The organism is Chryseobacterium sp. SG20098, from assembly GCF_031844745.1.
Lineage (GTDB): Bacteria > Bacteroidota > Bacteroidia > Flavobacteriales > Weeksellaceae > Chryseobacterium > Chryseobacterium cucumeris.
Window position 1 is genome coordinate 1732352 of record NZ_CP134622.1, and the last position, 26037, is coordinate 1758388.

Below are 26037 nucleotides of genomic sequence, written 5' to 3' on the forward strand. Positions count from 1 at the left end.
GTTTTAAAAATAAAGAATGAAAAAAATCTTTGTAGTATCATTCATATCAGTTGGATATTTTCTGAATGCGCAGAGTCTAAGCAACTCTCCTTATGCAACTTATGGAATTGGAGATGTGAAATATGATAATACGATCGAAACTACTTCTATGGGAGGTATATCTACTGCTTTTATTAGTGATTTTACCAGTAGTTTCAATTTTGCCAACCCGGCAAACAACGCCAATTTTGAACTTACGAGTATCAGACTGGAAGCTACCAACGAAAACAATTATTTCAAATCGAACTATAACGATATGAAATCTACAAAGCATTCTACGTATCTTTCCAATATTTCGATTGCATTTCCATTATCTTCAAAAGTGAAAATGGGGATCTCTTATCAGCCTTACAGTTCTAAAAGCTACGACATCGTAACAGAACAGCTTGCCAGTGATAACACAACTCCTCTTTACAGAAATAATTTCAAAGGAAGTGGAACTTTGAACACAGCACAGCTTGCAGTTTCTTATAAAATCAATCAGGAATTATCAGTAGGAGCAAAAGCAAACCTTTATTTTGGAGATCTTAATGACCTAAATGAATTCCGAGCTTACAACAGCAACCTTGGTACGTATGCAGGTGAATACGTTAATGGATATGAGACTAAAAACAGAATCAGAAACTTTAATTTTACACTGGGAACAAGTTACCAGACTTTAAATACACGTACTGATAAAAAGTTCACGGTAGGAGCTACCGCTACTTTTGGTAATACAAGTAATATGACTACTCAATACACCAATAGTACGTACAGATATTCTGATGCTCAGGAAACGACTAAAGTTAGCGGATCAGAAACAATCATCGAACAAAAAGAAATGAAGTCCAAAAATCTTCTTCCATTACAGGCATCCTTAGGGGTTGGATACGGAAGTGAGAACCATTGGTTTGTATCAGGACAGGTAGATTATAAAAAAGGAGAAGATATTTCTTACTTTGGTAAAGATTTCAGTTTCCAGGATACGTACAGAATTTCTGCAGGGGGATGGTACCTTCCCAACTATAACAACTTCAGAAGCTACTTCTCAAGAGTGATCTACAGATATGGAGCATTTTATGAAAGAGGAAATCTGAATCTGGAAGGGAACAGTATTAACAAATTCGGTATTTCTGCCGGAGTAATGTTACCATTCAAAAACAGTAGTATCACCAGAATGAGTGGTCTTGAAATCGGATTAGAAGTTGGTAAGAGAGGAACTCTTAAGAACAACCTGATCAACCAGAATTTCATCAACCTGAGAATCGGCTTTAATTTTGCTGATAAGTGGTTCAGAAAGACTCTTTATAACTAAAATGAACTTTTCAAAAAAAATATCATATAAAAATATAGCATGCCTTTTTAGTTGTGCTATATTTTTTATATTGACATCCTGTGAGGAAGATCTTACCAAAAGAAACGGCAGTCAAAGCAAAAACTTTCCTTCACAGATCATCAACAACGCCAATATTATACAGCGTGATTCCGGCTTTATTACGTTAAAAGCCAAAGCACCCATCATTGAAAAATACGAACTGATTGACAGTCCATATGTAGTAGCCAGAAAAGGAATTGACATTGAGTTTTTTGATAAAAAGAAACCTAAAGTTCCAGGAAGAATTACCGCTAAATATGCCCGTATTTTTGAATACAAAAAATTCTATGAAGCTAAAGGTGATGTAAGGATAAAAACCAATGAAGGACAGAGATTTGCCATGCAGAGTATTTATTGGGACCAGAAAAAAAACAGAATCTATACCAAAGATACGGTTTATGTTACCATGGAAGACGGTTCTACACTGGTAGGTGCCAACGGAATGACCGCCAAGGATGACTTTTCCGAATACACATTCTATAACAACTCCGGAGATTTCAGTTCCAAAAGAATTTCTGAAAATAAAAAATAAATCCAAAAAATAATGAAAGCGCTGGCTATTGGGTTGATGTCCGGGACAAGCCTGGATGGTTTGGATATCTGTCTCGCTGAATTTGAAAAGCAGGACACATGGACCTTTCAAATCCTTAAAGCTGAGACACTCTCCTATTCTGAGGATTGGGAAACTCAACTTAGAAACTCTATTCATCTTTCTTCTGAAGATTTATTGGAACTGCATTCAGACTATGGTTTTTATCTTGGACAACAGGTTAAAAAGTTTATTCATCAACATCAGCTTGAAAATATTGACCTGATTGCCTCTCATGGCCATACTGTTTTTCATCAGCCTCAAAAAAAATTCACATTACAAATCGGCGACGGCAGAGCTATAAAACTGGAAACCGGACTTCCTGTTATCTATGATTTCAGAAGTCAGGACGTGCTTATGAAAGGAAATGGAGCACCTTTGGTTCCTATAGGTGATGAATTGCTTTTCTCTGCATACAGTGCTTGCCTGAACCTGGGCGGATTCTCCAATATTTCTTTACGTTCGGAAGGAAAAAGAATTGCCTTTGATATCGCCCCGGTAAATATTGTTTTGAACCATCTGGCCCAGCAGCTGCATAAAAATTTTGATGAAAACGGAGCATTGGCAGCAAAGGGAAAAATAGATGAAACCCTACTGAATCAACTTAACGCCCTGGACTTCTATCAAACTTCACATCCAAAATCTTTGGGAATAGAATGGTGCCATCAACATATATTTCCACTTCTTGAAAATATTGAAACACTGGATGCACTGGCTACTTTTACGGAACATGCTGCCCAGCAGATTACCAATGTCATCAATCAATATAGTATAAAAGATATTCTTATCACCGGAGGAGGCGCCTACAACACGTTTTTAATTGAAAAAATAAGAGCGAAAACAAAAGCCGAAGTCATCATCCCTGAAAAAGAGATCATCAATTATAAAGAAGCCCTGATTTTTGCCTTTATGGGTGTTTTAAAAATGAATAACGAGATCAATGTGTTGTCTTCTGCGACTGGAAGTACAGCGGATCATTGTTCGGGAGTTATTGCTTAGACATTTTCATACTTGTATGTTACCGATCCTCGCTCCCGCACGAATCCCTTTGTGTGGAACTTATCCTGCTAATTCAGTATTTATTATTTGATGAATTCAGAATAATAAAGAGCTTCTTTTAAAAATATAAGATCATTAAAAACAAAAGTTTTTAGGAATTCAATCTGATGTTTTGATCTATAGTTTTAAACTAAATTACACGAAAGGATTTGTGCGGTAGCAAGGGATTTGACAAGCTTATATTATCAAAATATTCTGTCTCCCAATTTTAGAGGTATTTGGTATCCCTTGGGCTATACTTAATTTGTCAAAAGAACTTATTACATAAACCATTGTTCAACTACAGTGGTTTTTTCCTATCTTTTGTTAAATAAATTATTCAATGAAATATTGTATTCTTATAGCATTAATTTCAGTAACAAGTTGTAAAAAGAGTAATACATATAAAGGAGAAAAGGCTCTAACAGATAAAGAAATTGCCATTTCCATAGCTGAAAGGAAATGGGAGCAAGTTTATGGTAAATCAGCAATAAATAAACAAAAACCATTTGTTGCAGAAAAGAAAATGACAGCATTTGGATTGTACAGGGAAATCTTCCATCACCACCGGGAATAGGTGGAGTTGCCTATGCCGAAGTAAATATAAAATCAAAAAAAGTGGTTAAATATACGCATGGAGAATAAAAGCAGTATTCTTTATCACTTTAGGAATATCACAATAAGGTCAGATGATAAGAATTTATGTACTGAAGGGCTTTATTTGATTATCGGGAAAGAATTGAAGTTACAGACAGACAATCAAAAAACTGAAGATTACTTAGAAGTACTCAAATATCTTATTAACTACTGTGTAGATACTAGTCCTGTGATTATGGACAGTCAAAATATTGGCTATTATTCATGGCTTTTACAATTCAGGCTGGATGAAGATAACTGCTATGATCTATATGAAGCAAACGCTGATGGTAGCGGTTTTAATAAAGGTTGTGACACGGCAATTTCAGTTGTTAGACAGCAAAGTGAAATGTGTTTACAATATGATCTTATTCCTCTATTTCCAAACTTCAATCAGTCAGTGGTTATATCAGGTGGTGTTTATGAAGGAAAAGATATTGAAGGAATCAGATATGATTCGTCTCAGGACGAAAGTGGCTGGTATCTTATTACAGACGACTATAATGATGATATTAAATCATTGAAGATGGTTCACTTTTATCATGTTGCTTTTGCCCGACCTGATATTTTACAATATCTGGCAATACCTTTCGGATACAGATTTATTATGAAAAACGGAAATGTTGAAATATGTAGAGATGAGGAAGAGTAATGCTCAAGCATGTTTCAAAAGGTTATTTTCCATTATTAAAGGACATTGACAAAGAAATTATAATAATTGAATTATCCTTTTAATTAATACTGGAGATTGATGATTAACAAAGGTTTGTTATTGGGAACCCTTCGACAGGCTCAGGGTGACAGGTCGCAAACCATCCGTAAATTTTAAGCGTTGTCTGGCTGAGCCTGTCGAAGCCGTTATTATTGACAGAGATAGGTTAATAATTTAAAAAACAGGTATTTATTGGTTACCTGTTTTATTTTCGCCAACTTTCCTGTAAAATAAAAAAACCTTCAGAAATGAAGGTTTTTATTATTTATAAGCTTCGATTTTATCCGTAAGCGTATTGATAAAGTTCTGTAGAGGCTTTTCTACCATCATTTTGATGAATGGATTGAATTTCCCTTCAAATAACATCTGAACTTCAGTCTGGTTTTCACTGATCGGGTTCAATGTAGCTGTTAATGAGAAGTCCAGACTTGAACTTGCAGATCTTAAAACAGCTTTCTGATCATCCACTTCATCTATTTTTAAAGCGATTTCAGGCATTCCCTGTAATCCAAATTTAAATCCATTATCTCTTGTTTCAAATTTCTGAAGACCGTCCGGCATAAAATCTTTATAATTTTCAGGTGATTTCAACAACTCGGTAAGTTCTTTAGATGATTTATTGACAATAATCTTTCGTCCTTCTAAATTCATTTTTTATTTTTGTATTAAATTCTTAACTATTACAAATGTATAAAGTTTTTGTCAACGAAAAAAAATTATTACTATCTAAGCATCCTGAAGAACTTGAAAAAAAGCTTGGGTATGAAAATTATACCACTTTAGAAATCGCTTTGGATCTTCTGGAGAATACTTCTGTACAGGAACTGAATGTGTATGGAGAGAATTTGGAAGAAATCTGGCAGGAGTTTCAGAAGCTTTTCAGAATTATAGAAGCTGCAGGAGGTCTTGTTAATAATCCTGAAGGTAAAATTCTTTTCATCAAAAGACTCGGCAAATGGGACCTTCCTAAGGGTAAGATGGAAAAAGGAGAATCCAGAGAAGAGTCTGCAGTAAGGGAAATAGAAGAAGAAACAGGTTTGAGTGATGTTGAACTTGTACAATTCATCAATACTACTTACCATATCTATGTAGAAAGAAATGGGGAGAAAATCTTAAAATGTACGCATTGGTTTGAAATGAACTTTGACGGCGAAGATACTTCCAAACCGCAAATAGAAGAAGGTATCACCGAAGTTGCATGGAAAACGACCTCAGAAATTGAAAATGAAGTGTTCCCAAGTACTTTTAAAAATATCAAACTGATCGTAAAAGAATTCTGGAATTTGAAGAAATCTTAAAAGCCGGAAGCGAAGAATGAAGCCGGAAGTTACTATCCGGCCAATTACTTCTTTAAGTGTTATTGATCAATGAAATTTTATAAAGCTGAAGAAATAAGAGAACGGTCTTCAATTTCCTTCATGAGCTCTCCTCCACCAGCGCCCAGCTTCCTTACTTTAAATAAAGTCGATCACTTTCTCCAGCGCAATTCCTCGGGATCCTTTCAACAATATGTTTTCCGACTGAATTATATTCTGTTTTAAATAGTCTGTTAATTCCGCTGTATTTTCAAAAGCAAGGCCTGAAGCATTCACAGCTTTAAAATGTTTTCCAACAGTAATAATCTCATTGAAATGAAGGTCCTGAGCTAATTTTAAGATGTTCTGATGCTCTTTCTCACTTTCATCACCCAATTCCAGCATATCACCGATAATAATGGTTTTACTGCCTTCAAAACTGATAAAATTATTCAGAGAAGCGGTCATAGAACTTGGATTGGCATTATACGTATCCAGAACCAAAGTCCTCCCCTCTTTTTTCACCACCTGAGATCTCATATTCGTTGGAGTGTAGAGTTCCAACGCATGTTTTATTTTTTCAAAGCTGATTCCAAAGTGAAGTCCTAAACTGGCAGCAGCACAAAGATTGGTAAAATTGTACTCTCCTGTCAGTTTTGAAACCGCTTTTACTCCCTGATAGATCAATCCTACAAAATGCTCTTCTGAAAAAGATTCAAAATGATAATTAGAGGTTTCTGCTCCAAAAGTAATTTTAGGAGAATAGTTTTCAGTTTTCTCTACCTGAATAGGATCGTTTTCATTAACGACAATAGTTCTGTTATTGTTTTTAAGATAATCATAGAGCTCAGACTTTCCTTTGATCACTCCCTCAAAGCCTCCGAATCCTTCCAGATGAGCTTTTCCAAAATTGGTAATATATCCGAAATCAGGTTGTGAAATAGTACACAGAAATTCAATTTCTTTCTGATGATTGGCCCCCATTTCAATTACGGCCATTTCATGCTCCGGTTTAATGGAAAGGATAGTCAGGGGAACTCCGATATGGTTATTCAGATTTCCAGCAGTATACTGAACATTAAATTTTTCAGATAGAACAGCGTGAATCAACTCTTTGGTAGTGGTCTTTCCATTACTTCCCGTAAGTCCTATAAAAGGAATAGCAAGCTTACTTCTATGATAGATTGCCAGCTGTTGTAAAAACTCAAGAGTAGATGGAACATAGAAAATATTTTTATCTCTGTTTTCAAATTCCGGAAGTTCAACAATCACTGCCAAAGCTCCGTCATCAATGGCTTTTTCCGCCAGCGTAGCTGCATTGAAATTCTCACCGGAAAAGGCAAAGAAAATATCATTCTCTGCTATTTTTCTGCTGTCAATGGTTACTTTTGCCGCCTGCAGAAATAAAGGATAAAACTGTTCTATATTCATGTGGAAATATATATATTTTTTTAAGAAGTGACATGCAACCGCCAAATCTACACGAATATTTCAGGCTTTTCAGCCCAAGCGGTTTCATGGTTCAAAAATAAAAAAACCTTCCGAGAGTTCGGAAGGTTTTTTATAAGTATTTTTTGATAAATATTATCTTCTAGTTCTACTCTTATCGCTGGCTTTAGCATCCTGTGCAACACGGAATCCTACCCAACCATAAGCTCTGTTTTGATTTTTATATCTTCTTTGTCCCGGATCCAGCCAGTAAGCTGTATCCTGCCAAGAACCACCTTTTACCACTCTGACCTCGTTAGAAATTCCGGAAGTTCTTTCTTTAGTATCTTTCTGTAACTTCACTCTACCCGTTGCATCTACCACAAAGCTTTTCTTAGGAGCATTGTACATATCGAATCCTGCAGCAGAATCAGAAGCTCTGTAATATTCTAAAGAAGACTGTCTGTCACCATCTCTGTAGTTTCTGTAGTCAGCGATAGTTTGTCTTTCAAATTGTCCGGGAAGCCCTCTGTAAACTAATCTTCCGTCAGCTAAAGTATCGTATTTGATAGTACCTTCGTCGATCATTTTGTAAGTACCGTCACCGTTTCTTACAATCGCCTGAGGCATATTTCCTCTATAGTAGTTGAAATCGTTGTAATCTTCATCGATAATAGGTCTGTAAACATCAGCCGTCCATTCAGAAACGTTTCCGTACATTCCATAGATTCCTAAATCGTTAGATGGATATTGTCTTACGTCAGAAGTCTGAGCAGATCCGTCATTCTTCCATCCAGCGATACCAGAATAGTCCCCTTTACCCATTTTGAAGTTTTCAAGGAACATTCCTCTATTTCTTCCTTTAGTACCTCTTAATCTTTCGATTTCAGGTTTTTTACCAAGATATTGGTTATATTCTCTGTTTTTAGCCATACCAAGAGCAGCATATTCCCATTCTACTTCAGTAGGAAGTCTGAACTTCTGTACCATTGCAGAATTTGGAGCTCTGTTAGCAGCCAGCAATCTCTGGTTGGTTGTTTTCATACCAGTTTTTTGCTGCATTCTTTTCTCATTGATGTATCCTTGCATTTCAGGATCATTCGCTTTGAATTTATCCATGTTGAAAGCAGTACCTCCCTGGTTATTGGATTCGTTGATATACAAATCTTTAGCAATAATACCAGCCTGCATTAAAGCTTTTTCGTTCGCTCTGTCTGACAGCCATTCACAGTATCTGTTTGCCTGAGTCCAGGAAACTCCTACTACCGGATAGTAATCAAATTCCGGAGAACGTAAATACGTTTCGTTATAATCGTTTCTTGCTAATTTGTTGTCCCATAATAAGGTATCCGGTAAAGCACCGTTATAGATCTCCTTAAAACTCGGGTCACTTGGTGGGAATACATACTTCAACCATGTAAGGTATTCGCGGTATTCGTAGTTAGTAATTTCAGTTTCACCGATAAAGAATGAACTTACCTGCATTCTGCGAGGTGTGTTATTCCAATCGTGCATAACATCATCTTTCACTAATCCCATTGTAAAAGTTCCACCTTCTACATATACCATCCCAGGCCAACCCTTCTGCTTCTGTTGCTTTCCTGCAAAAAACCAACCCTGTTTTTCGTTTGGTTTCCAACCTGTTTTGCTGACAAATTTTTTGGTACCGCCACCTTTGCTGGTTCCTGATCCGCCACAGCTGGTTAATGCAAGTGTAGAACTTAATGCTATTAATGAAAACAACTTTAGTTTTTTCATAGTCGATATAAATATTTTCAAAGTACAAAGAAAAAATAAATTATTCAATAAATCAAGTAAACATTTGATTTTTTTGAAAAACGTTAACAAATTAATTTTATTGTATCACAATTTAATTCTAAAATTTTCATTTATTTTGTAATTTAGCAATTTCAATAGTAAACATGAAACGAAAAATTACGATTTTATCTTTAATCGCTTTTGCATCAACACTTTACGCTCAAAGAAACACCATTGAATGGAATGGTTCTAAAATTCAGGATTTTGGTGACACAAAATTAAATCTTCCCAATTTTAAAAATGAAGGTTTTTCTTACAGCCAAAATAATGTTTTTATCGTAAGCAAGCAAAAAATTGGAGAAAAGCAATTAAAAATCTCAGACCTTGTTTGGGAAAACGTTTCTAACCAAGAATTGTTTGAACTGGATAAAGGCAGACTTCCGGATTATGATGTAGCAGATGTTTCCTATTATACTTTAGAGGGTGAAAGCTATGCCAGCATTAGTATTGCTTTATTTAAAAATGTAAAAGGACGCGTTCAGAGATTATCTTCATTTAATGTTTCAGAAGCTTCTTCTTTTATCAATACGACAGGAACTGTTAATAAAATAGGAACCACCGGTAATCCTTTATCAAGTGGAAATTTTTACAAGATAAAAGTAGACAAGTCCGGAATATTCAAAATCACTTCCCAGTTTCTAAAAGACAACGGAATCAATCCGAGTTCTGTAAATCCTAAAAATTTCAGAATTTATGGAAACGGGGGAATCATGCTTCCCGAATACAATCAGGATCCAAGATACGGAGCTTTACAGGAAAATTCCATTCAGGTAGTAGGTGAAGATGATGGAGTATGGAATGATAATGACTATGCGCTTTTCTATGCGCAGGGACCTGATGGGTATAACCTCTATGACACGGGCAATGGAAATGGTTTTAAAAGACACGATACCCGATTCAGTGAAAGAAGTAATAATGTCAAAAACATCTATGAGGATTTCTCCTATTATTATATCAACTTTGATAAAGGTGCGGGAAAAAGGGTTGCGACTGTAGACGGAAACCTTCCAGCCCAGCTGATTACAAGGTATGACAGTTACCAGGTGATCAACAAGGATCAGAAAAACCTGTTAAAAGTAGGAAGAACATGGGTAGAAGATACTCCTTTCACCAATGAAAAAACTGTAACATTTACTACCAATTCCCCCATACAGGCGAATGATGTAATACGATACAGAACCCAGGTGGTAGCGTACAATTCCCAGCAGAATACGATAGATTTTAAAATCAATAATTTAAATCCGCACCCGCTGCAGGTAATTCCTACAGACACCTCTTCGTATCAGTATACTTTCTATCCGGTAACTTATACTGGAACATTAACCAATCTTACCGGAAATCAGTTTACACTGGTTTATAATCCTGATATCTCCAAGAATCCGAATGGAACTTTCTATTTTGATTATGTAGAGGTTCAGTATAAGGAAAACCTTGCATTCAATGGTTCACAAATGAACTTCAGGGATTATTCAATTGTAAGTGGAAGCAATACAGACTACGGTTTCAGCATCACGAATGCAGCTAATGTAGAACAGGTATGGGATGTAACGGATATTACCAACGCTAACAGAAGAGTGAATAAAGCAGGAGGCGGTTCTTTCAACTTTGCCTACACTGCTGCTGATCAGAATTTCAATAATGAATTTGTAGCTTTCCGTGCGGATGCTGCTTACACTCCACAGTTTGTAGGAAGAATTTCCAATCAGAATCTTTCCGCAATACAAAATGTGGATTATCTTATGCTTACCGTACCCGAAATGATGGGCCAGGCACAGAGAATTGCCAGCTACCATCAAACCAAGAATAACTATAAAGTAGAAATTGTTGACATCAATAAAATCTACGAGGAATATGGCAGCGGAAGTAAAGACCTTACCGCGATAAGAGATTTCGTAAGCAAACTCAACACTCCTCTGGGGAGACTTCAATATGTATTTATCCTTGGGGATGCTTCTTACGATTATAAAAACAGGGTTCCAAATAATTCAAATGTTGTTGCCAGCTATCAGAGTGAGCAGTCTTCCGATTATGTATCCTCTTTTGTGACGGATGATTATATCGTAATGACCAAGCCGCAGAATACATTATTAATTGAAAACAACCTTCCGGATCTTCCGGTTGGCAGAATTCCGGCAGCCAATGCCAGTGAGGCCGGAGATATGATCAATAAAACACTGGCTTACTATAATTCCCTTCAGGGACAGTCGAGCCCGTTTGGAGACTGGCGTATGCGACTTGACTTTGTAGTGGATGATAATAACGAAGGAGGAAGCCCTTTCCACAATGTCATGAACAACTCCCTTGCCGGCATATTTGAACAACCGGGTCAGCAGGAACTTAAAGAGTATAATGTTAAAAAATTATACATGGATGCCTTTACCGCTCAGAGTACATCCGGAGGGCGAAGATATCCGCAGGTAAATCAGGCCATTTCCAACGCTATAGGAAACAGTTTGTACCTGTTTTATTTCGGACACGGAGGTATCAATGGTTGGGCACAGGAAAGAGTACTTACCAGCACAGAAGTTCAGAATGCCAACAATTTCTCTAATGTATACAGCAGATTCCCGTTTGTATCTACCATTACCTGTGAGTTTACATTATGGGACGAACCATCAACCAACTCTGTAGGGGAACAGTTTATTAAGATGAAGCAGGGAGGTGTTTCTACCATGATTACTTCCAGCCGTGCTATCGGGGTAGATTATGGACGTGATTTTACCAATACCTTTACTCAGAATATTTTTAAATTAACCAATGACGACTTTAATACGCTGGGGAATGCCCACTTAATTGCAAAAAAACAAAAAGGACCAAACAGTAACCACTTAAAAGTAAACTTACTGGGTGATCCTGCCATGAAATTAAGCAGACCTCAAAGACTTTTGGTTATTGATAATATTGAAACTCCGGTTCCAGGATTGATCAGAGGTTTGGATTTTGTGAAAATTAAAGGACACATTAATAATCCGAACGGAACACTGAACAATACCTTCAACGGAAAAGTCAGCATCAATATTTTTGATAAAAGATTAAACAAAAAAACACTCAATAACAGTGGAATTTTAACTCCGGTTTTAGAATATACTGAAGAAGGAAGTGCGATTGTAAAATCTGCCGGAACTGCGGTAAACGGAGTATTCACTGCCGAATTCTATGTTCCTAAAGATATTAACTATGCTGTAGGACAAGGAAGAATACTAGCCTATGCTGACAACAAAGCAACAGATGTTTTCAACAACCAGGCTGTACAGGTAGGTGATATCAATCCTAATGGAATCAATGATAATCAACCTCCAAAAGTAAAACTGTATATGAACAACACCAACTTTGCAGATGGTGGAATTACCAATCAGAATCCAATGCTTCTTGCCTGTCTTACCGATGATACAGGAATCAACTCAACAGGATCCGGTGTGGGACATGATATAACAGTATATCTTGACGGACAGATTATCAATACTGTTGTTTTAAATGATTTTTATGCTCCGGGAGAAGGAAACGGATGCTTAAACCCAAGTCTTGCTGAATATCAGAAAGGAAATGTAACTTACCCCTTCAGAAATCTGGCAATAGGACAACATCAATTAACATTTAAAGTTTGGGATATAAACAATAATTCTACAACTGCTACGTTAAATTTTGAAGTTAAAGATGAGTCCGATCAACACCTGACAATCAACCGTCCGTTGAACTGGCCAAATCCATTTACCAATAAAACGTATATTCAGTTTGAACACAACTGTGATGATATTCTGGATGTGAACGTGCAAATTTATACAATAACCGGAAGATTGGTAAGAACTTTATCGCAGCCAGTGGTTGCAGAACCGTTCCTACAGGGCTTTAGAACCCCTCGCCAGGCCATAGAATGGGACGGAAGAGATGATTTTGGAGCTACAGTAGCAAAAGGTACGTATATTTTTAAGATATTTGCAAAAAGTCAAAATCAAGAAAAATGCAAAGGAAGTGCTACAGCTGTAGAAAAAATGGTACTTTTGAAATAATTAAACAGAACAATAGATAATAATATTAATAAAAAACTGATAATATATAAAAGACAACATATGAATTTAACTACTAAACTGCTATTAGGATTTGGTTTGAGTGCTGGTTTTTTAGGCTATTCGCAAGATTTAGGTAAAGTAAACCCAGTTCTTACCGGAGCTCCTTTCTTAAGAATTGCACCTGATGCAAGATCGGGAGGTATGGGAGATCAGGGGGTGGTAACCTCTCCGGATGCATTTTCACAATTCTGGAATGCGGCTAAATACCCTTTCAGCAGGACAAGTTCTTCCGTAGGTCTTAACTATACGCCTTACATGGGAAAACTTACCAATGATGTATTCTTATTATATGCTTCGTTCCATAAGTTTTTAGGACAGGAAGAAAGATCTACAATCTCCGCGAGTATCTATTATTTCAATATGGGACAGGTAGACCTGACTCAATTGGTGGGTACAGAAATTGCTTCTATGGGTACATCAAAACCAAACGAATTCTCCATTGACGTTGCCTACGCTTTGAAACTTTCTGATTCATTCTCCGGAGCTGTTACCGGTAGATTTATCCGTTCAGACTTAGCCGGAGGATTCAACACAGATACAACACTTAAGGCTGCGAACAGTTTTGCAGTAGACGTTTCAGGATACTATACCTCTCCAAGATTCTCCAGTATTGGCGGATATGATGGTAAAATCAATGCAGGTTTAGCTATTCAGAACTTAGGTCCAAAACTGGATTATACAGGAAATGAAGAATCAAGATCTTATCTGCCTACTATGGCAAGATTAGGGGTTGGATACGATATGTACCTGGATGATATGAACAGAGTTGGAATCTCTGTGGAAGGTTCAAAACTATTAGTTCCTGGATCTGAGTATGCAGGAATAGACCCGAATACAAGACAGCCTATCTACCAGATCCCGAATGTAGGACCAATGGCTGGTATCGGAAAATCTTTCAAAAATAAAAACAGTATCATGTATAGTGGTGCTCTGGAATATTCTTATGACAATGCATTTTCTGTAAGAGGAGGTTACTTCCATGAAAGTGAAGAGCAGGGAGCAAGACAGTTTGCAACTGCAGGGGTTGGGCTAAGATACCGTTCTTTCGGACTTGATCTTTCTTACCTGATCAATATGTCTAAGATCAACAGTGCTTTGGATAACACGCTTCGTTTCGGTCTAACCTGGAACATCGGAGAAGAAACATCCAACAACGATCGTTAATAAAAGCAACAGCTCTATAAAAAAAGCCTCATACATTTTTGTATGGAGGCTTTTTTTATGTCAATTGTCAATCGTCAATCTGCTTCGCTTGTCAATTTTTTATATGCTGCAACCATTCACCATTCACTTTGCGAAGCAAAAATTCACTATTGATTCGTGAATAGTCAATCGTCAATCCGCTCCGCTTGTCAATTTATTTTTCACACTAAACCATTTACCATTCACTTTGCGAAGCAAAAATTCACTATTGACCTTTAAATAATGTAATCGTATAGTCAAGAAGTTTTCCATCACCGTAGTCGCCATGGCCGGGAACTACAATTTTCACATCCGGATATTCTTTTTTTACTTTTTCAACGGTATTGGACCAGGCAGAAACATTGGCATCACCCAAATATCCTTTACCTGCCTCCAGCTCTTTTAATAAACAGCCTCCAAATAAAATATTCTCGTTTGGAAAATATCCCACAGCATTATCTTTTGTATGCCCTTCACCAAAAAATTTTGCAATGACATCTTTATTCCCGACTTTTAAAATAACAGAATCATTAAAACTGTTTTCAGGAATAACAAAATTATTTTCTCTGGCCAGCTCAATTGTTTTCACATAGGAATAGGATGGAATATTCTTTTTATGGAAAGCCATTAATCCTCCCAAGCTATCATCATGAAAATGGGTTGGAACAATGGCCTTAATTTTCGAATCAAGATTTTCATTAATCCATTGTATCAGCTCTTCTGAACTTTTATCATTGGTAGGTGTATCAAAAACAACGGTTTCGTGATAATCTTTTACAATCAATCCATTACAGGGTACATTCCCGAAATCATTGGTCTGTTTAAAGGAGGTATGAATAAAAGAATTCTCTGAAATCTGAGTAATGATCAGGGTTTTTGATTCATATATTTTCTTTGCTTTAAAACTGTTTTTGCTCTGTGTACTACAGCTTAACATGATCAAAGAAAACAAAATGACCAATATATTTTTACTGATGAAATTCATAAAATGATAATTTACGCTTGAGATAAGCTAAGATAGGAATTCGTGGAACAGGATTTGTTAGCTGTTGTGTTAAAAAATGACGAATTGTAAGTGGCGAATCATCCATATGTTTCATCTGTCAATTTATTTTAAATAATACTACATCTTAATTAAAAAAAATATAATATTTAAGTGAATAAAAGTCTCTTATTTATGGCGATTTTCTTAAATTCAATAGCTATTTTTGTAATATGAACTATTCGGCGGAACTAAAAAAATTTGTAACCAGTCAGTATGTATATTCTGCGATCAGAATTACATTAGCTACTGTTCTGCCATGTTTAGTCCTCGCCCACTTCGGAATTTTGAAAGAATACTTCCTTTTCCCTCTCGGAACCAGCTTTGTGGCTCTTACCGACCAGCCCGGTCCTTTTATCCGAAGAAGAAATGCTCTTACTTTTGCGATCTGCTGTTTTGTCTTTGTAGCACTTATTGCCAGTCTTGTGATGAATATAAAAGTCCTGGTCATTCTGGAGGTCATTGTTTTCGGGATGTTTTTCTCCCTGATTGGCGTTTATGGCCAGAGATTGGCTGCAGTAGGCTCATTATCTTTGGTAGTACTGGCCATCTTTATTGACGGGCATCTTACAGGAAGCAATATCTTTAAAAGTCTGCTGATATTTGCTTCAGGCTGTATCTGGTTTCTGTTGATATTCCTTATTGTAACTACCATTCGTCCTTATAAACTGGCAAGCCAGATGATTGGCGAAAATTATCTTCAGCTGGCAGAGTTTTTAAAGATCAAAGCCAATTATTATCAGAAAAATCCGGATTTTAATAAGCTGACCACTCAGGTTATTGCCAAGCAGATTGAAATAAAAAACCTTCAGGAAGATACCAGAGAAACCGTTTTCAAAACAAGAACTATCGTCAATGAATCTACGACCACCAGCCGTCTATTAATGCTGATGTTCCTGAACTCGATGGACCTTCATGAAAAACTGATGACCTCTGAAAGTGACTATCAGAAACTGCAACAGAGTTTTGAAGAAAGTATGATACTGGTGAATATCCATGATTATCTTAATCTTCTGGCTGAGGAGATCACCAATATCGGAATTGCTCTTCAAAGTGGTACCAGAGCAAAGCCAATGTTTAACCTGGAACAGGAATTAAAAAGCTTAAATTATAATTATTTCGAACTCAGAAATAAGCAGCTTTCGCCGGAGAATCTGGAAAATTTCATGATCCTGCGCCAGATCCTGATGCGTATCTATGAAATTACGAAAGAAATTAATGAGATCTATAAAGTATTTTCACAGGATATCAAACTGGCGAAAAGTTTATCTACAGGGCTAGACCTTAAAAAATTCATGCCTAATGAACCTAAACTTAATGCCAAGGTTCTAAGAAATAATATTTCCTTATCATCTTCCCATTTCCGCCATGCTATTAGAATTACAACAGCTCTGCTATTGGGATACGTTTTCTCTATGTTCGATTTTCTGGGACTGGGACACACGTATTGGATATTAATTACCATTACAGCGATCTTAAAACCCGCTTATTCCATCACTAAACAGAGAAACCTTCTCCGTCTCTATGGAACCATTGCCGGAGCAAGTATTGCTTATGCCATTCTGTATTTTGTACATATTAACGGCGTTTTATTTGCTATTCTGCTCATTAGTATGATCATGTGTTTCAGCTTTTTGAAAGGACGGTATTTCTGGGCGGTATTATTCATGACGATTTATGTTTTCCTCAGCTTTAATTTTTTAAATCCGGGGAAGGTTAATATTATTTTTAAAGACAGAATCCTGGATACTGCTATTGCGGGAATCATTGCTTTTGCAGTGTCTTATATCGTATTGCCTGTTTGGGAACACACCCAAAATCTGGATCTGATGAAAAAGTCTGCCGCAGACAACCTTATTTATTTCCAGAGTGTGATTTCTAAATTCTTAGAGGGAAAGTTTGATCTTGAAGATTATAAGGTAAAGCGAAAAAATGCTATTATTTCACTGGCCAATCTTTCTGATAATTTCCAGAGAATGATTTCCGATCCTAAAAATCAACAGAAAAAGCTGGAAGTTGTACACCAGTTTGTAGCTACATCACATTTGATTACGGCCTATACCGCTTCTCTGTCTCAATATTCCAAAAGTAATGAGCAGTATCCTGAAATAGATGCTGAAAGCTGGAGCAGAAAGATTGAGGCAGAAATGCAGCAGACCTCTACCCTTCTCAGCGGAAATGATATCAACGAAACGTTGAAAATGGAAAGCCGCCTTGAGCCGGAAGATTCTTCCATTGAAGATATGCTCCTGAAAAGAAAAACAGAGATTGAAGAAAATGAAATTGTGGACCGAAGAGATCCTGATAAAATTTCACATTTAACCGAGCTTAAAAATATCCACGATATCCTGGAGCTGATCTATGATGTCGCAAAGGAACAGAGAAAAGTGATCGAAAAATATAAAAATGAAACTGAGCCTACTCCTCCACAATCGTAAAGCAGTAGTCATCAAAAAACTCTACCCTAGCTTTGAACTCATCTGAAAACACATCATCATATACCCGGCAGCTTATTTTATGAAGATGCTTCAGCTCAAAAGGCTTTACTTCATAATTCTTTTTTAAAGACCAGTATTTTGAATGATGGATTTTGTACATACTTTCCTTCACACTCCAAATAATGGTATAGAAAGTATCCGCTTTGTCTTCCGGAATAAATCCACGTTCATTTTCATAGGTGAATTTATCAATTACCCTTAAAATTTTAGGATTGAATTTCTCTACGTCAATTCCTATTTTATTTTTAGAAATAGCAATGGCTGCAAAGGGAAAAGAATGCGTAATGGAAATTTCCGCATCATTGGGAGAAAGAAAAGGTTCTCTTTCTTTATATAAAATTTTAGAATTAGGCTTTAATCCTTTCAGGAGCTTGCGAACCATCAGGACTTCCAGCAATTTTTTAGGATGATAATCTTTTACCTTCTCAGCATTTTCAGGCTCCAGAAGTTGGTTGATATCAAGTTCTTCACTTTCATCGTACTTCCAAACCAGAATTGTGGCATTATCATCTGAAAAATCTCTGTAGAGGGGCATTCTTTTTTTATTAGGCAAAAATAGTGAAAAGATGCGGAAGTTGAAAGGAACGGAAGATGGATGCCGGATGCTACCATTCGTGGTAAAAAAAAATTTCAGACCGAAAAATCTGTTGAGGAAAAAACAAACTCTTTGTTTCCTTAATCTTTATAACTTCCAGCATCATTCTTCCAGCTTCCAGCTAATTATTTAGACTGATGATTCGCATCATTTCTATGCTCTATAATTTCCAGATTGGCATCCACAAAATAAGCACTTCCAAATCCGTTGACATAAGATCCTTTTACAGGCTGAAGGGCAATTAAAATAAAATCTCCCATTTCGGAAATTACCTCTACAACTTTGCCGTGAGTTTCTCTAAGTTTCGCAACAACAGCATTCCATACTTCAGAATCTCTTTCAATCTGAGAAGTAGTTGCATCAATAGTAAGGCGCTCGCGGGCATAGATCTGTTTGGTGGCAGATTCATCTTCAATAAACATAATGGATGTCTTTCTTCCGTCTGCAAGGTTTTTAGTATGTTTTGCCATGAAAGATACCAGAATATAGAATGTCTGATCTACCTGTACAAAAGGTGCATAGCTTGAATTAGGATTTCCTTCGGCATCAACAGTAGCAAGAATTACACTTTTTGAAGCATTGATCAGTTCCTGTACTCTGGGAGCAACAGGTTTGATTCTCTTTTCTGTATGGGTTTGATTCATAATATATTTGTTTATCAGCTAAAATTAGTTATTTATATTAAGACTAAATAATATTAAACTATGTTTAATCTCATAAACCTGAACTTGCTCGGTTGTTTTTATATCTTAATTATAAATCGTAATTTTGCCTTTCGTTATCAATTGAATTTTAAAACTATTCATTACATATGAGTACTACAACACAATACGTTCCTTATAAAGTTAAGGATATCTCCCTTGCAGAATGGGGTAGAAAAGAAATTACCCTTGCAGAAGCAGAAATGCCAGGTCTGATGGCTATCCGTGAAGAATACGGACCGTCTCAGCCGCTGAAAGGAGCAAGAATCGCAGGATGTCTTCACATGACTATCCAAACGGCTGTGCTTATCGAGACTCTTGTAGCTTTAGGAGCTGAAGTTACATGGTCATCTTGTAATATTTTCTCTACACAGGATCACGCTGCTGCTGCTATTGCTGCTGCTGGAATTCCGGTGTATGCATGGAAAGGATTAAATGAAGAGGAATTTGACTGGTGTATTGAGCAGACTTTATTCTTTGGTGAAGACAGAAAGCCATTAAACATGATTTTGGATGATGGTGGAGATTTAACAAACATGGTTTTTGATAAATATCCTGAGTTCACAAAAGATATCAAAGGTCTTTCTGAAGAAACCACTACCGGTGTTCACAGACTTTACGAAAGAATGAAGAATGGAACTTTAGTAATGCCTGCCATCAATGTAAATGATTCGGTTACTAAATCTAAATTCGACAACAAATACGGATGTAAAGAATCTGCTGTAGATGCAGTAAGAAGAGCTACAGACGTAATGCTTGCTGGAAAAAGAGTGGTAGTTTGCGGATACGGAGACGTAGGTAAAGGTACTGCTGCTTCATTCAGAGGAGCTGGTTCTATCGTTACTGTTACTGAAATTGACCCGATCTGTGCACTTCAGGCTGCTATGGACGGTTACGAAGTAAAAAGATTAGACACTGTGGTAGACAATGCTGATATCATCATCACTACAACAGGTAACTTCAATATCGTAAGAGGAGAACATTTCCTTAAAATGAAAGATAAAGCGATCGTTTGTAACATCGGTCACTTCGATAATGAAATCGATATGGCATGGTTGAACAAAAACTACGGTCAGACTAAATCTGAAGTGAAGCCTCAGGTAGATATCTACACTATTGAAGGAAAAGAGGTAATCATCCTTGCAGAAGGTAGATTGGTTAACTTAGGATGTGCTACAGGCCACCCAAGTTTCGTAATGTCTAACTCTTTCTCAAACCAGACGTTGGCACAGATTGAGCTATGGAATAACTCTGCAGCTTACAAAAACGAAGTATATATGCTTCCTAAGCACCTGGATGAAAAAGTAGCTGCTTTACACCTTAAGAAATTAAGCGTAGAGCTTGAAACTCTTTCTCCTGAGCAGGCTGAGTATATCGGAGTAGACGTAAAAGGGCCATTCAAGCCTGAGTACTACAGATACTAGATCTTAACAAAACATGATATGATCCCACTATTTCTAAGATAGTGGGATTTTTTTATGAAGAGAAATAATCCATTCGTTATTTTTGTCCCCTAAAAAAATAACATGAAAAAATTCTTATTTCTGGGACTCATGAGTTCTGTGGTATTCTTTAACAGCTGCAGCAGTAATGATGATAATGAGGGAAACAATACCTCTTCTAAAGTATTGTTAAGCAAAGTCACAATAGTTTATTATGACAACCCATCGCAGCCGCAGACAAGCATACAAACTCTGGAATACAATAATCAGGGTGAGCTTATCAAAACAACATCAGCTTTAGGAACTTCCAAGTTCGAATATAGTAATGGAAAACCAACTAAAACCACATATTATAAACCAGATGGTACGGTAGACTATTACTCAGCATATAGTTACAATGGAGATCTGCTTACGACGGTTAAAGCCATTTATACTACTAATCCGGATTATAACAGAACCATTACTTATAATTATAATACCAACGGACAGGTAATTTCTTCATCTCTTTGCCAGTCACCAGCCTGTTCCAACCCCATCGTGGATACTTATACTTATGATGGAAACAATATTTCAACAGAAATTTCAGAAGGTGGAGGATCCAGCTACAGCACAAAAATTGTTTACTCATATGATGATAAACAGAACCCATACATCAATATCAACAAATATTTAAAAATTATGATGGGAAGAGCCTACGCTGTAAGTCAAAATAATTATCTGACGGAAAAAATCAGCTATAAAAGTAATGGAGTCTGGACACAAAATCAAACCCGAACTTCCACCATTCAATACAACAGCACTGGTTATCCTACTGAGGTGATTTCAAAAGAAGCCAACGGAAATCTTTCAGCGAAGTATACTTACGAATATATCACTCAATAATAAGGCTTTAACTCTTCAAAATTTGGAGAGTTTTTTTATCTGATATATTCGTCATCAATTAAGCCTGTTTTTATAAATAATGAATATATTTAATCCTTATTTAATAAAACTTTTAAATACATGAAAAACCAATTATTTATCGGGTTGATGAGCTCATTTTTATTCCTCAACTGCAGTAGCAATAATGACGAAAATAATGAACCCAATCCTTCTGATTCTCAAATATTATTAAGTAAAGTCACTACAGTTTATTATACAAGTCCCTCCGGACCGCACACCAGTATTACAAAATTAGATTATAACAGTCAGAAACAATTACTTAAAATTACATCAGAAACTACAACCTCCGTTCTTGAATATGACGATGCCGGAAAACCTTCAAAAATTACTTACCATAAAGCAGATGGTACCGTAGCTTATTATAAAACGTTTACTTATAATGGTGATCAGCTTACGATGATTAAGAAAATAGATCCAGATACTCACTATAATACAACAATGACGTATACCAATGGTAAAGTTACTGGAACTTCTACTTGTGAGTCTTCCAGTTGTCCCATTCCGTCTACCATGTCATATACTTATAGTGGTGATAATGTTTCGGAAGAAATTTCGGTTAGTGATGGTATCGGCGGTCCACATACTAATAAAAAAGAATTTTCATATGATAATAAGGTAAATCCCTATTCTTTGATGGGCAAATATTTTAGAATGATTATGGGAGGAGCAGAGTTTTTAAGTCAAAATAATTACACCACAGTAAAAATAAGTGGCAAAGATGGCACTGGAAACTGGAGTCAAATTATGAATTTTACCTATCAGATAGAATATAATAGTAATCAACTGCCAACTCAGGTCATGGTAAAACTGGATAATAATGATTATGCAAAATATACTTACGAATATATCACTCAGTAAAACAAGGCTCTCCATTTTGGAGAGTTTTTTTATGAGCTGATTCCCGCTATCCACTCATACTCCTCGCCCCAACCTACCCCAGCCTCTTACCCACCAACTCTCCCTCTCATACTCCGGGGTAAACGCTGCTATCGGGGCTAGGAGAAGATGATGAATTATAATTGATAAATGATGAGTGATGAATGATGAATAGATTTATATTATTCAATGGTAACGGGTTATATCCTGAGTTTAGACGAAGGGAGCCTGAAACATACACCTACTTCATCATTCTATCCAGTATTTTTCCCATATTTTCCCTTTGTCAGAGCTCTATTTATAAAAAATGAATATCTTAGCCCTCTTAAACAAAACATTAAACTATGAAAAAACAAAGAGTATCGAATGCATTTGTAGCTGCGTCGTGGGTAGCATTGGGAGCAGGAATGATTGGCTTTATTGTCGGTCTTGCAAGAGCAGAAATGCTGCTGAATGAGAAGGGATATTATTTCACCATCCTTCTTTATGGTTTATTCGCTGTGGTTTCTTTACAGAAAGCAGTACGTGACAGATTAGAAAACATTCAGGTAACAGATATTTATTATGGAATCTGCTGGTTTGCTACATTATCATCCATTGTATTACTGGCCATCGGACTTTGGAATGCCACCATCCTTCCAAGTGAAAAAGGTTTTTATGCCTTTGCCTTTCTACTGGCACTCTTCGGAGCTATTGCAGTTCAGAAAAACACCCTTGATAATATGCTTCAGGAATAAAGTAAACTCTCCAAAACGGAGAGTTTTTTATTTAAATAATTTCATTGAAATTTATAAATTACTACAAACTTTACATTTAAGTTAAAAATATGTTAAGTTTTTTGCTATTTTAGCTGTGCTTATTTCACAAACTAATGACATGTACAAAAAACTAATAATTTCTGCTCTGTTTATAGCAGCATTCCAACTTTCAAAAGCACAAAATGAGTTTATAACGATCTGGAAAACGCAAAACTCACAACTCATTAAATTTCCCGGCAGAGGAACCAATTTCAAAGTATATTGGGAAGAAGTAGGATATCCTCAGCATAATGGCACAATGAGTAATGTAACTTCCACGACCGAATTCATAATCAACTTGGGTGTACCTTTTAATCCTGTATCATCTCAAGCAAGTTACAGAATTAAAATCAGTGACGGCACTGGAAGTTTTGATCAGGTAAGATTCTTCGACAATACATTAACTCCCACTTACAATGCTCCAGACCGCTCAAAAATAGCCCAGATTGCCCAGTGGGGAAATATAAAATGGAAAAGCTTTGACAATGCTTTTGTATACTGCGACAACATGGATGTTACAGCTACTGATGCACCGGACCTCAGCATGGCCACCAGTATGCGTCAGATGTTTTATTTGTGTATGTCACTCATCGGCAATCCTTCTTTTGATACCTGGAACACCTCTACCATCACAGATATGTATTATATGTTTGGTGACAATTATCTCTTCAACCAGCCACTGGGAAACTGGGATACTTCGAATGTTACGGATATGTCATATATGTTTGACTATACCGGATTCAACCAATCTTTGAGTAAGTGGAACACAGCGAAGGTGACCACCATGAGACATATGTTTCATGATTCTGGAAATTTTAACCAGGACCTTCAAAACTGGAATACCTCCAATGTTACTGATATGAGTGAAATGTTCTCTGGCACTGCTTTTAATCAAAATATCGGAAGATGGAATTTAAGTTCATTAACAACAGCCACCGGAATGTTTCTCAATTCTGCCATGAGCTGTGTGAATTATGATAAAACGCTTTTTGGATGGAGCCAGAGTTCATCAACACCCAGTAATATTAACTTATCCAGTGCTTCGCCATTAATCTATTCTCATGCCGATGCCGTAACTGCCAGAAATTATTTAATTAATTCTAAAGGCTGGATTATATCAGGTGATGCTTACAACGGACTCTGCAACCAGACACTTTCAACGTCTGAAAAGGAGATCAGTAATAAACCTGCTATTTACCCAAATCCTGCAAAGGATGTGATTTATCTTAAAAATATTCAGCATCCGGTAAGTTTTATCATCACCGATATGAGCGGAAGAACTGTCGCCAAAGACAATCTTGAACATGAAAAGATTGCTATCGGACTTTTGACTCCAGGAAATTATATTCTACAAATTTTGACAAAGGATACAATTCATTCACTTCCGTTCATCAAACAATAAACTAATCATAAAACGATAACCATGATTCTAAAGAAAATTCCAACACTCATTTTTCTTTTGTTACTATTTCTGGCAAAGGCACAAAATGAATTTATCACTATCTGGAAGCCGGCCTCTACAGTATTACCAGCTGTAAATGTAGATGCTCCTTATCAGGCAACTACACAGCAAATATGGTTTCCCGGAATTGGTGATAATTATGATATTTACTGGGAGGAAGTAGGCTATCCGCAACACAATGGTTCTCTTCTCGATGTAACTTCCACAAAACAGGTTCTTATAGACTTCGGGACGTCAATCGCAGAAAAAAATGATGCCAAATACAGGGTAAAAGTTACAAATGGAAATGGAACTTTCAGGCAGATAAAATTCGGAACGCCTCAACTATTTCCTGGTCCTGAGCAAGTTTTTCCTATCTGGCAGATCAATGGAAGTTCAGATAAAATATTAGAAATAGAACAATGGGGTAATATTTCTTGGACCACCATGGAGAGTGCCTTCAGTCTGTGCAGGCTTATGCAGCTTACAGCAACAGATACTCCCAATCTTAATAATGTAGAGGATGCTTCTTTCATGTTTTATGGCACAACCAGCTTTACGGGCGCCAGCTCTATGCAAAACTGGGATACTTCCAAAATTAAGAATTTTAGTTTTATGCTTTCTCTTTTATTTGATGTGAATCCTTCTGCTACATTAATAGAACAGTTCAACTCACCTTATCTGGACAGCTGGAATATGTCTTCAGCCACCAACCTCAGCTATATGTTTGGAAACAGAACAGTTTTTAACCAGACTCTCAATAGCTGGGATGTCTCAAAGGTGACCGATATGAGCTGGATGTTTGGCCAGTGCTTAAGTTTCAATCAGCGACTGGATAACTGGGATACTTCAAGCCTTGAGGACATGCATTTTATGTTTCATATGATTCCTGTTTTCAATCAGCCATTAAACTGGAATACTTCCAAAGTGACCAATATGGCGCATATATTTCATGGCTGTACAACCTTTAATCAGCCTTTAGACCATTGGGATATGACAAAAGTGACCAGAATAGACCAGATCCTTAATTTTGCTTCAGGTTTCAATCAGTCATTAGGAAACTGGAACTTAGTTTCTCTTAACAATGGTAATGCTGCTTTAACAATGTCTGGTCTTAACTGTGAAAATTACAGCAAAACCCTTATGGGATGGGCAGACAATCCCAATACAGCCAACAATGTTTCATTAGGTTCTGTACAAGGATTAAAATATGCGTCCAACGTATCAGACAAAAGGGATATTCTCGTCAATAAAGGCTGGTCAATAGTAGGTGATGTGGTGGGAAGCTGTTTACTATCTTCATCGGATATAAAGCTAAATAAAAAAACTCTGCTTTACCCTAATCCTGCTGTAGATGATATTCATATTGAAGGATTAAGTGATATAAAAAATTACAAGATTTATGATGCGAGCGGAAGACTGGTAAAGGAAGGAAATCCCAATAATGATATCATCAATGTAAGTTCCTTACCTAAAGGAAATTATATGATACAACTGATCATGAAAGAAAAAACAATTTCTTCAAAATTCATTAAGAAATAACTA

21 protein-coding genes are annotated in these 26037 nt (G+C 36.6%); 15 read left to right on the forward strand and 6 right to left on the reverse strand.

The window, feature by feature from the left end:
• The first annotated feature begins 16 nt into the window (after positions 1–16).
• The 5 genes from RHP76_RS07910 to RHP76_RS07930 all read left to right on the forward strand — a co-directional run bounded on the left by RHP76_RS07910 (position 17) and on the right by RHP76_RS07930 (position 4308).
• Positions 17–1333 carry a BamG family beta-barrel-assembly machinery protein gene (locus tag RHP76_RS07910; RefSeq protein ID WP_120231895.1) on the forward strand — a complete coding sequence of 439 codons (1317 nt, stop codon included), beginning with the start codon at positions 17–19 and terminating at the stop codon, positions 1331–1333.
• 1 nt (position 1334) lies between these two features.
• Positions 1335–1925 (forward strand): LPS export ABC transporter periplasmic protein LptC, encoded by a 591-nt coding sequence (gene lptC, locus RHP76_RS07915; RefSeq protein ID WP_079242560.1) that lies wholly within the window; start codon positions 1335–1337, stop codon positions 1923–1925.
• A 12-nt stretch (positions 1926–1937) separates the two neighbouring features.
• Positions 1938–2981 carry an anhydro-N-acetylmuramic acid kinase gene (locus RHP76_RS07920; protein WP_120231896.1) on the forward strand — a complete coding sequence of 348 codons (1044 nt, stop codon included), beginning with the start codon at positions 1938–1940 and terminating at the stop codon, positions 2979–2981.
• Between the two features lie 382 nt (positions 2982–3363).
• The gene (locus RHP76_RS07925) at positions 3364–3597 is read left to right on the forward strand and encodes an NTF2 fold immunity protein (protein ID WP_311229912.1); all 234 of its coding nucleotides are present in this window, start codon (positions 3364–3366) and stop codon (positions 3595–3597) included.
• A gap of 57 nt (positions 3598–3654) precedes the next feature.
• Positions 3655–4308 (forward strand): immunity protein Imm33 domain-containing protein, encoded by a 654-nt coding sequence (locus RHP76_RS07930; protein ID WP_311229913.1) that lies wholly within the window; start codon positions 3655–3657, stop codon positions 4306–4308.
• Between the two features lie 321 nt (positions 4309–4629).
• Here the strand turns inward: RHP76_RS07930 and RHP76_RS07935 are convergent, their stop codons facing one another.
• Positions 4630–5019, reverse strand: a complete 390-nt coding sequence (locus tag RHP76_RS07935) for a hypothetical protein (RefSeq protein ID WP_034699917.1) — start codon at positions 5017–5019, stop codon at positions 4630–4632.
• Positions 5020–5054: 35 nt separating this feature from the next.
• On the opposite strand from RHP76_RS07935, the gene RHP76_RS07940 reads away from it, so the two are divergent.
• On the forward strand, positions 5055–5666 hold the full coding sequence (locus tag RHP76_RS07940) for an NUDIX hydrolase (protein ID WP_123279441.1): 612 nt from the start codon (positions 5055–5057) through the stop codon (positions 5664–5666).
• A 156-nt stretch (positions 5667–5822) separates the two neighbouring features.
• On the opposite strand, the gene murF is transcribed toward RHP76_RS07940, so the two are convergent.
• Both murF and gldJ read right to left on the reverse strand, forming a co-directional pair.
• Positions 5823–7094: a UDP-N-acetylmuramoyl-tripeptide--D-alanyl-D-alanine ligase gene (gene murF, locus RHP76_RS07945; protein ID WP_062674521.1), complete on the reverse strand. Its 1272-nt coding sequence runs from the start codon at positions 7092–7094 to the stop codon at positions 5823–5825.
• 153 nt (positions 7095–7247) lie between these two features.
• Positions 7248–8849 carry a gliding motility lipoprotein GldJ gene (gene gldJ, locus RHP76_RS07950; RefSeq protein ID WP_062674519.1) on the reverse strand — a complete coding sequence of 534 codons (1602 nt, stop codon included), beginning with the start codon at positions 8847–8849 and terminating at the stop codon, positions 7248–7250.
• 164 nt (positions 8850–9013) lie between these two features.
• Between gldJ and porU the strand changes: the two genes are divergently transcribed.
• Together porU and porV are read left to right on the forward strand one after the other, a co-directional pair.
• The gene (porU, locus tag RHP76_RS07955; protein ID WP_311229914.1) at positions 9014–12916 is read left to right on the forward strand and encodes a type IX secretion system sortase PorU; all 3903 of its coding nucleotides are present in this window, start codon (positions 9014–9016) and stop codon (positions 12914–12916) included.
• A gap of 60 nt (positions 12917–12976) precedes the next feature.
• Positions 12977–14140 carry a type IX secretion system outer membrane channel protein PorV gene (gene porV / locus RHP76_RS07960; protein WP_062674515.1) on the forward strand — a complete coding sequence of 388 codons (1164 nt, stop codon included), beginning with the start codon at positions 12977–12979 and terminating at the stop codon, positions 14138–14140.
• A gap of 244 nt (positions 14141–14384) precedes the next feature.
• On the opposite strand, the gene blaCHM is transcribed toward porV, so the two are convergent.
• A complete protein-coding gene (gene blaCHM, locus RHP76_RS07965; RefSeq protein WP_311229915.1) occupies positions 14385–15143 on the reverse strand; it encodes a CHM family subclass B1 metallo-beta-lactamase in 759 nt (252 codons plus the stop codon).
• A gap of 230 nt (positions 15144–15373) precedes the next feature.
• Here blaCHM and RHP76_RS07970 point away from each other — a divergent pair, with 230 nt between their 5' ends.
• Positions 15374–17638: an FUSC family protein gene (locus RHP76_RS07970; protein ID WP_311229916.1), complete on the forward strand. Its 2265-nt coding sequence runs from the start codon at positions 15374–15376 to the stop codon at positions 17636–17638.
• Here the strand turns inward: RHP76_RS07970 and RHP76_RS07975 are convergent.
• Both RHP76_RS07975 and RHP76_RS07980 read right to left on the reverse strand, forming a co-directional pair.
• Entirely contained in the window at positions 17619–18233 is a 615-nt protein-coding gene (locus tag RHP76_RS07975; protein WP_311229917.1) for a 4'-phosphopantetheinyl transferase superfamily protein, read from the reverse strand. The genes RHP76_RS07970 and RHP76_RS07975 overlap by 20 nt on opposite strands.
• Before the next feature lie 185 nt (positions 18234–18418).
• The gene (locus RHP76_RS07980; RefSeq protein ID WP_311229918.1) at positions 18419–18937 is read right to left on the reverse strand and encodes a pyridoxamine 5'-phosphate oxidase family protein; all 519 of its coding nucleotides are present in this window, start codon (positions 18935–18937) and stop codon (positions 18419–18421) included.
• Positions 18938–19104: 167 nt separating this feature from the next.
• On the opposite strand from RHP76_RS07980, the gene ahcY reads away from it, so the two are divergent.
• From ahcY to RHP76_RS08010, 6 genes are all read left to right on the forward strand, one after another.
• On the forward strand, positions 19105–20418 hold the full coding sequence (gene ahcY / locus RHP76_RS07985; protein WP_047433999.1) for an adenosylhomocysteinase: 1314 nt from the start codon (positions 19105–19107) through the stop codon (positions 20416–20418).
• A gap of 102 nt (positions 20419–20520) precedes the next feature.
• Positions 20521–21318 (forward strand): hypothetical protein, encoded by a 798-nt coding sequence (locus RHP76_RS07990; protein WP_311229919.1) that lies wholly within the window; start codon positions 20521–20523, stop codon positions 21316–21318.
• Between the two features lie 120 nt (positions 21319–21438).
• The gene (locus tag RHP76_RS07995; RefSeq protein WP_311229920.1) at positions 21439–22236 is read left to right on the forward strand and encodes a hypothetical protein; all 798 of its coding nucleotides are present in this window, start codon (positions 21439–21441) and stop codon (positions 22234–22236) included.
• A 362-nt stretch (positions 22237–22598) separates the two neighbouring features.
• On the forward strand, positions 22599–22991 hold the full coding sequence (gene yiaA / locus RHP76_RS08000) for an inner membrane protein YiaA (RefSeq protein WP_311229921.1): 393 nt from the start codon (positions 22599–22601) through the stop codon (positions 22989–22991).
• 139 nt (positions 22992–23130) lie between these two features.
• Entirely contained in the window at positions 23131–24453 is a 1323-nt protein-coding gene (locus tag RHP76_RS08005; RefSeq protein ID WP_311229922.1) for a BspA family leucine-rich repeat surface protein, read from the forward strand.
• 21 nt (positions 24454–24474) lie between these two features.
• Positions 24475–26034, forward strand: coding sequence for a BspA family leucine-rich repeat surface protein (locus RHP76_RS08010; RefSeq protein WP_120231907.1), 1560 nt, complete (start codon positions 24475–24477; stop codon positions 26032–26034).
• Positions 26035–26037 lie beyond the last annotated feature (3 nt).

Excerpts from the sequence above, each read along its gene's own strand:
- RHP76_RS07910 (WP_120231895.1), top strand. The coding sequence starts at position 17 with ATGAAAAAAATCTTTGTAGTATCATTCATATCAGTTGGATATTTTCTG.
- lptC (WP_079242560.1), top strand. The coding sequence starts at position 1,335 with ATGAACTTTTCAAAAAAAATATCATATAAAAATATAGCATGCCTTTTT.
- RHP76_RS07920 (WP_120231896.1), top strand. The coding sequence starts at position 1,938 with ATGAAAGCGCTGGCTATTGGGTTGATGTCCGGGACAAGCCTGGATGGT.
- RHP76_RS07925 (WP_311229912.1), top strand. The coding sequence starts at position 3,364 with ATGAAATATTGTATTCTTATAGCATTAATTTCAGTAACAAGTTGTAAA.
- RHP76_RS07930 (WP_311229913.1), top strand. The coding sequence starts at position 3,655 with ATGGAGAATAAAAGCAGTATTCTTTATCACTTTAGGAATATCACAATA.
- RHP76_RS07935 (WP_034699917.1), bottom strand. The coding sequence starts at position 5,019 with ATGAATTTAGAAGGACGAAAGATTATTGTCAATAAATCATCTAAAGAA.
- RHP76_RS07940 (WP_123279441.1), top strand. The coding sequence starts at position 5,055 with ATGTATAAAGTTTTTGTCAACGAAAAAAAATTATTACTATCTAAGCAT.
- murF (WP_062674521.1), bottom strand. The coding sequence starts at position 7,094 with ATGAATATAGAACAGTTTTATCCTTTATTTCTGCAGGCGGCAAAAGTA.
- gldJ (WP_062674519.1), bottom strand. The coding sequence starts at position 8,849 with ATGAAAAAACTAAAGTTGTTTTCATTAATAGCATTAAGTTCTACACTT.
- porU (WP_311229914.1), top strand. The coding sequence starts at position 9,014 with ATGAAACGAAAAATTACGATTTTATCTTTAATCGCTTTTGCATCAACA.
- porV (WP_062674515.1), top strand. The coding sequence starts at position 12,977 with ATGAATTTAACTACTAAACTGCTATTAGGATTTGGTTTGAGTGCTGGT.
- blaCHM (WP_311229915.1), bottom strand. The coding sequence starts at position 15,143 with ATGAATTTCATCAGTAAAAATATATTGGTCATTTTGTTTTCTTTGATC.
- RHP76_RS07970 (WP_311229916.1), top strand. The coding sequence starts at position 15,374 with ATGAACTATTCGGCGGAACTAAAAAAATTTGTAACCAGTCAGTATGTA.
- RHP76_RS07975 (WP_311229917.1), bottom strand. The coding sequence starts at position 18,233 with ATGCCCCTCTACAGAGATTTTTCAGATGATAATGCCACAATTCTGGTT.
- RHP76_RS07980 (WP_311229918.1), bottom strand. The coding sequence starts at position 18,937 with ATGAATCAAACCCATACAGAAAAGAGAATCAAACCTGTTGCTCCCAGA.
- ahcY (WP_047433999.1), top strand. The coding sequence starts at position 19,105 with ATGAGTACTACAACACAATACGTTCCTTATAAAGTTAAGGATATCTCC.
- RHP76_RS07990 (WP_311229919.1), top strand. The coding sequence starts at position 20,521 with ATGAAAAAATTCTTATTTCTGGGACTCATGAGTTCTGTGGTATTCTTT.
- RHP76_RS07995 (WP_311229920.1), top strand. The coding sequence starts at position 21,439 with ATGAAAAACCAATTATTTATCGGGTTGATGAGCTCATTTTTATTCCTC.
- yiaA (WP_311229921.1), top strand. The coding sequence starts at position 22,599 with ATGAAAAAACAAAGAGTATCGAATGCATTTGTAGCTGCGTCGTGGGTA.
- RHP76_RS08005 (WP_311229922.1), top strand. The coding sequence starts at position 23,131 with ATGTACAAAAAACTAATAATTTCTGCTCTGTTTATAGCAGCATTCCAA.
- RHP76_RS08010 (WP_120231907.1), top strand. The coding sequence starts at position 24,475 with ATGATTCTAAAGAAAATTCCAACACTCATTTTTCTTTTGTTACTATTT.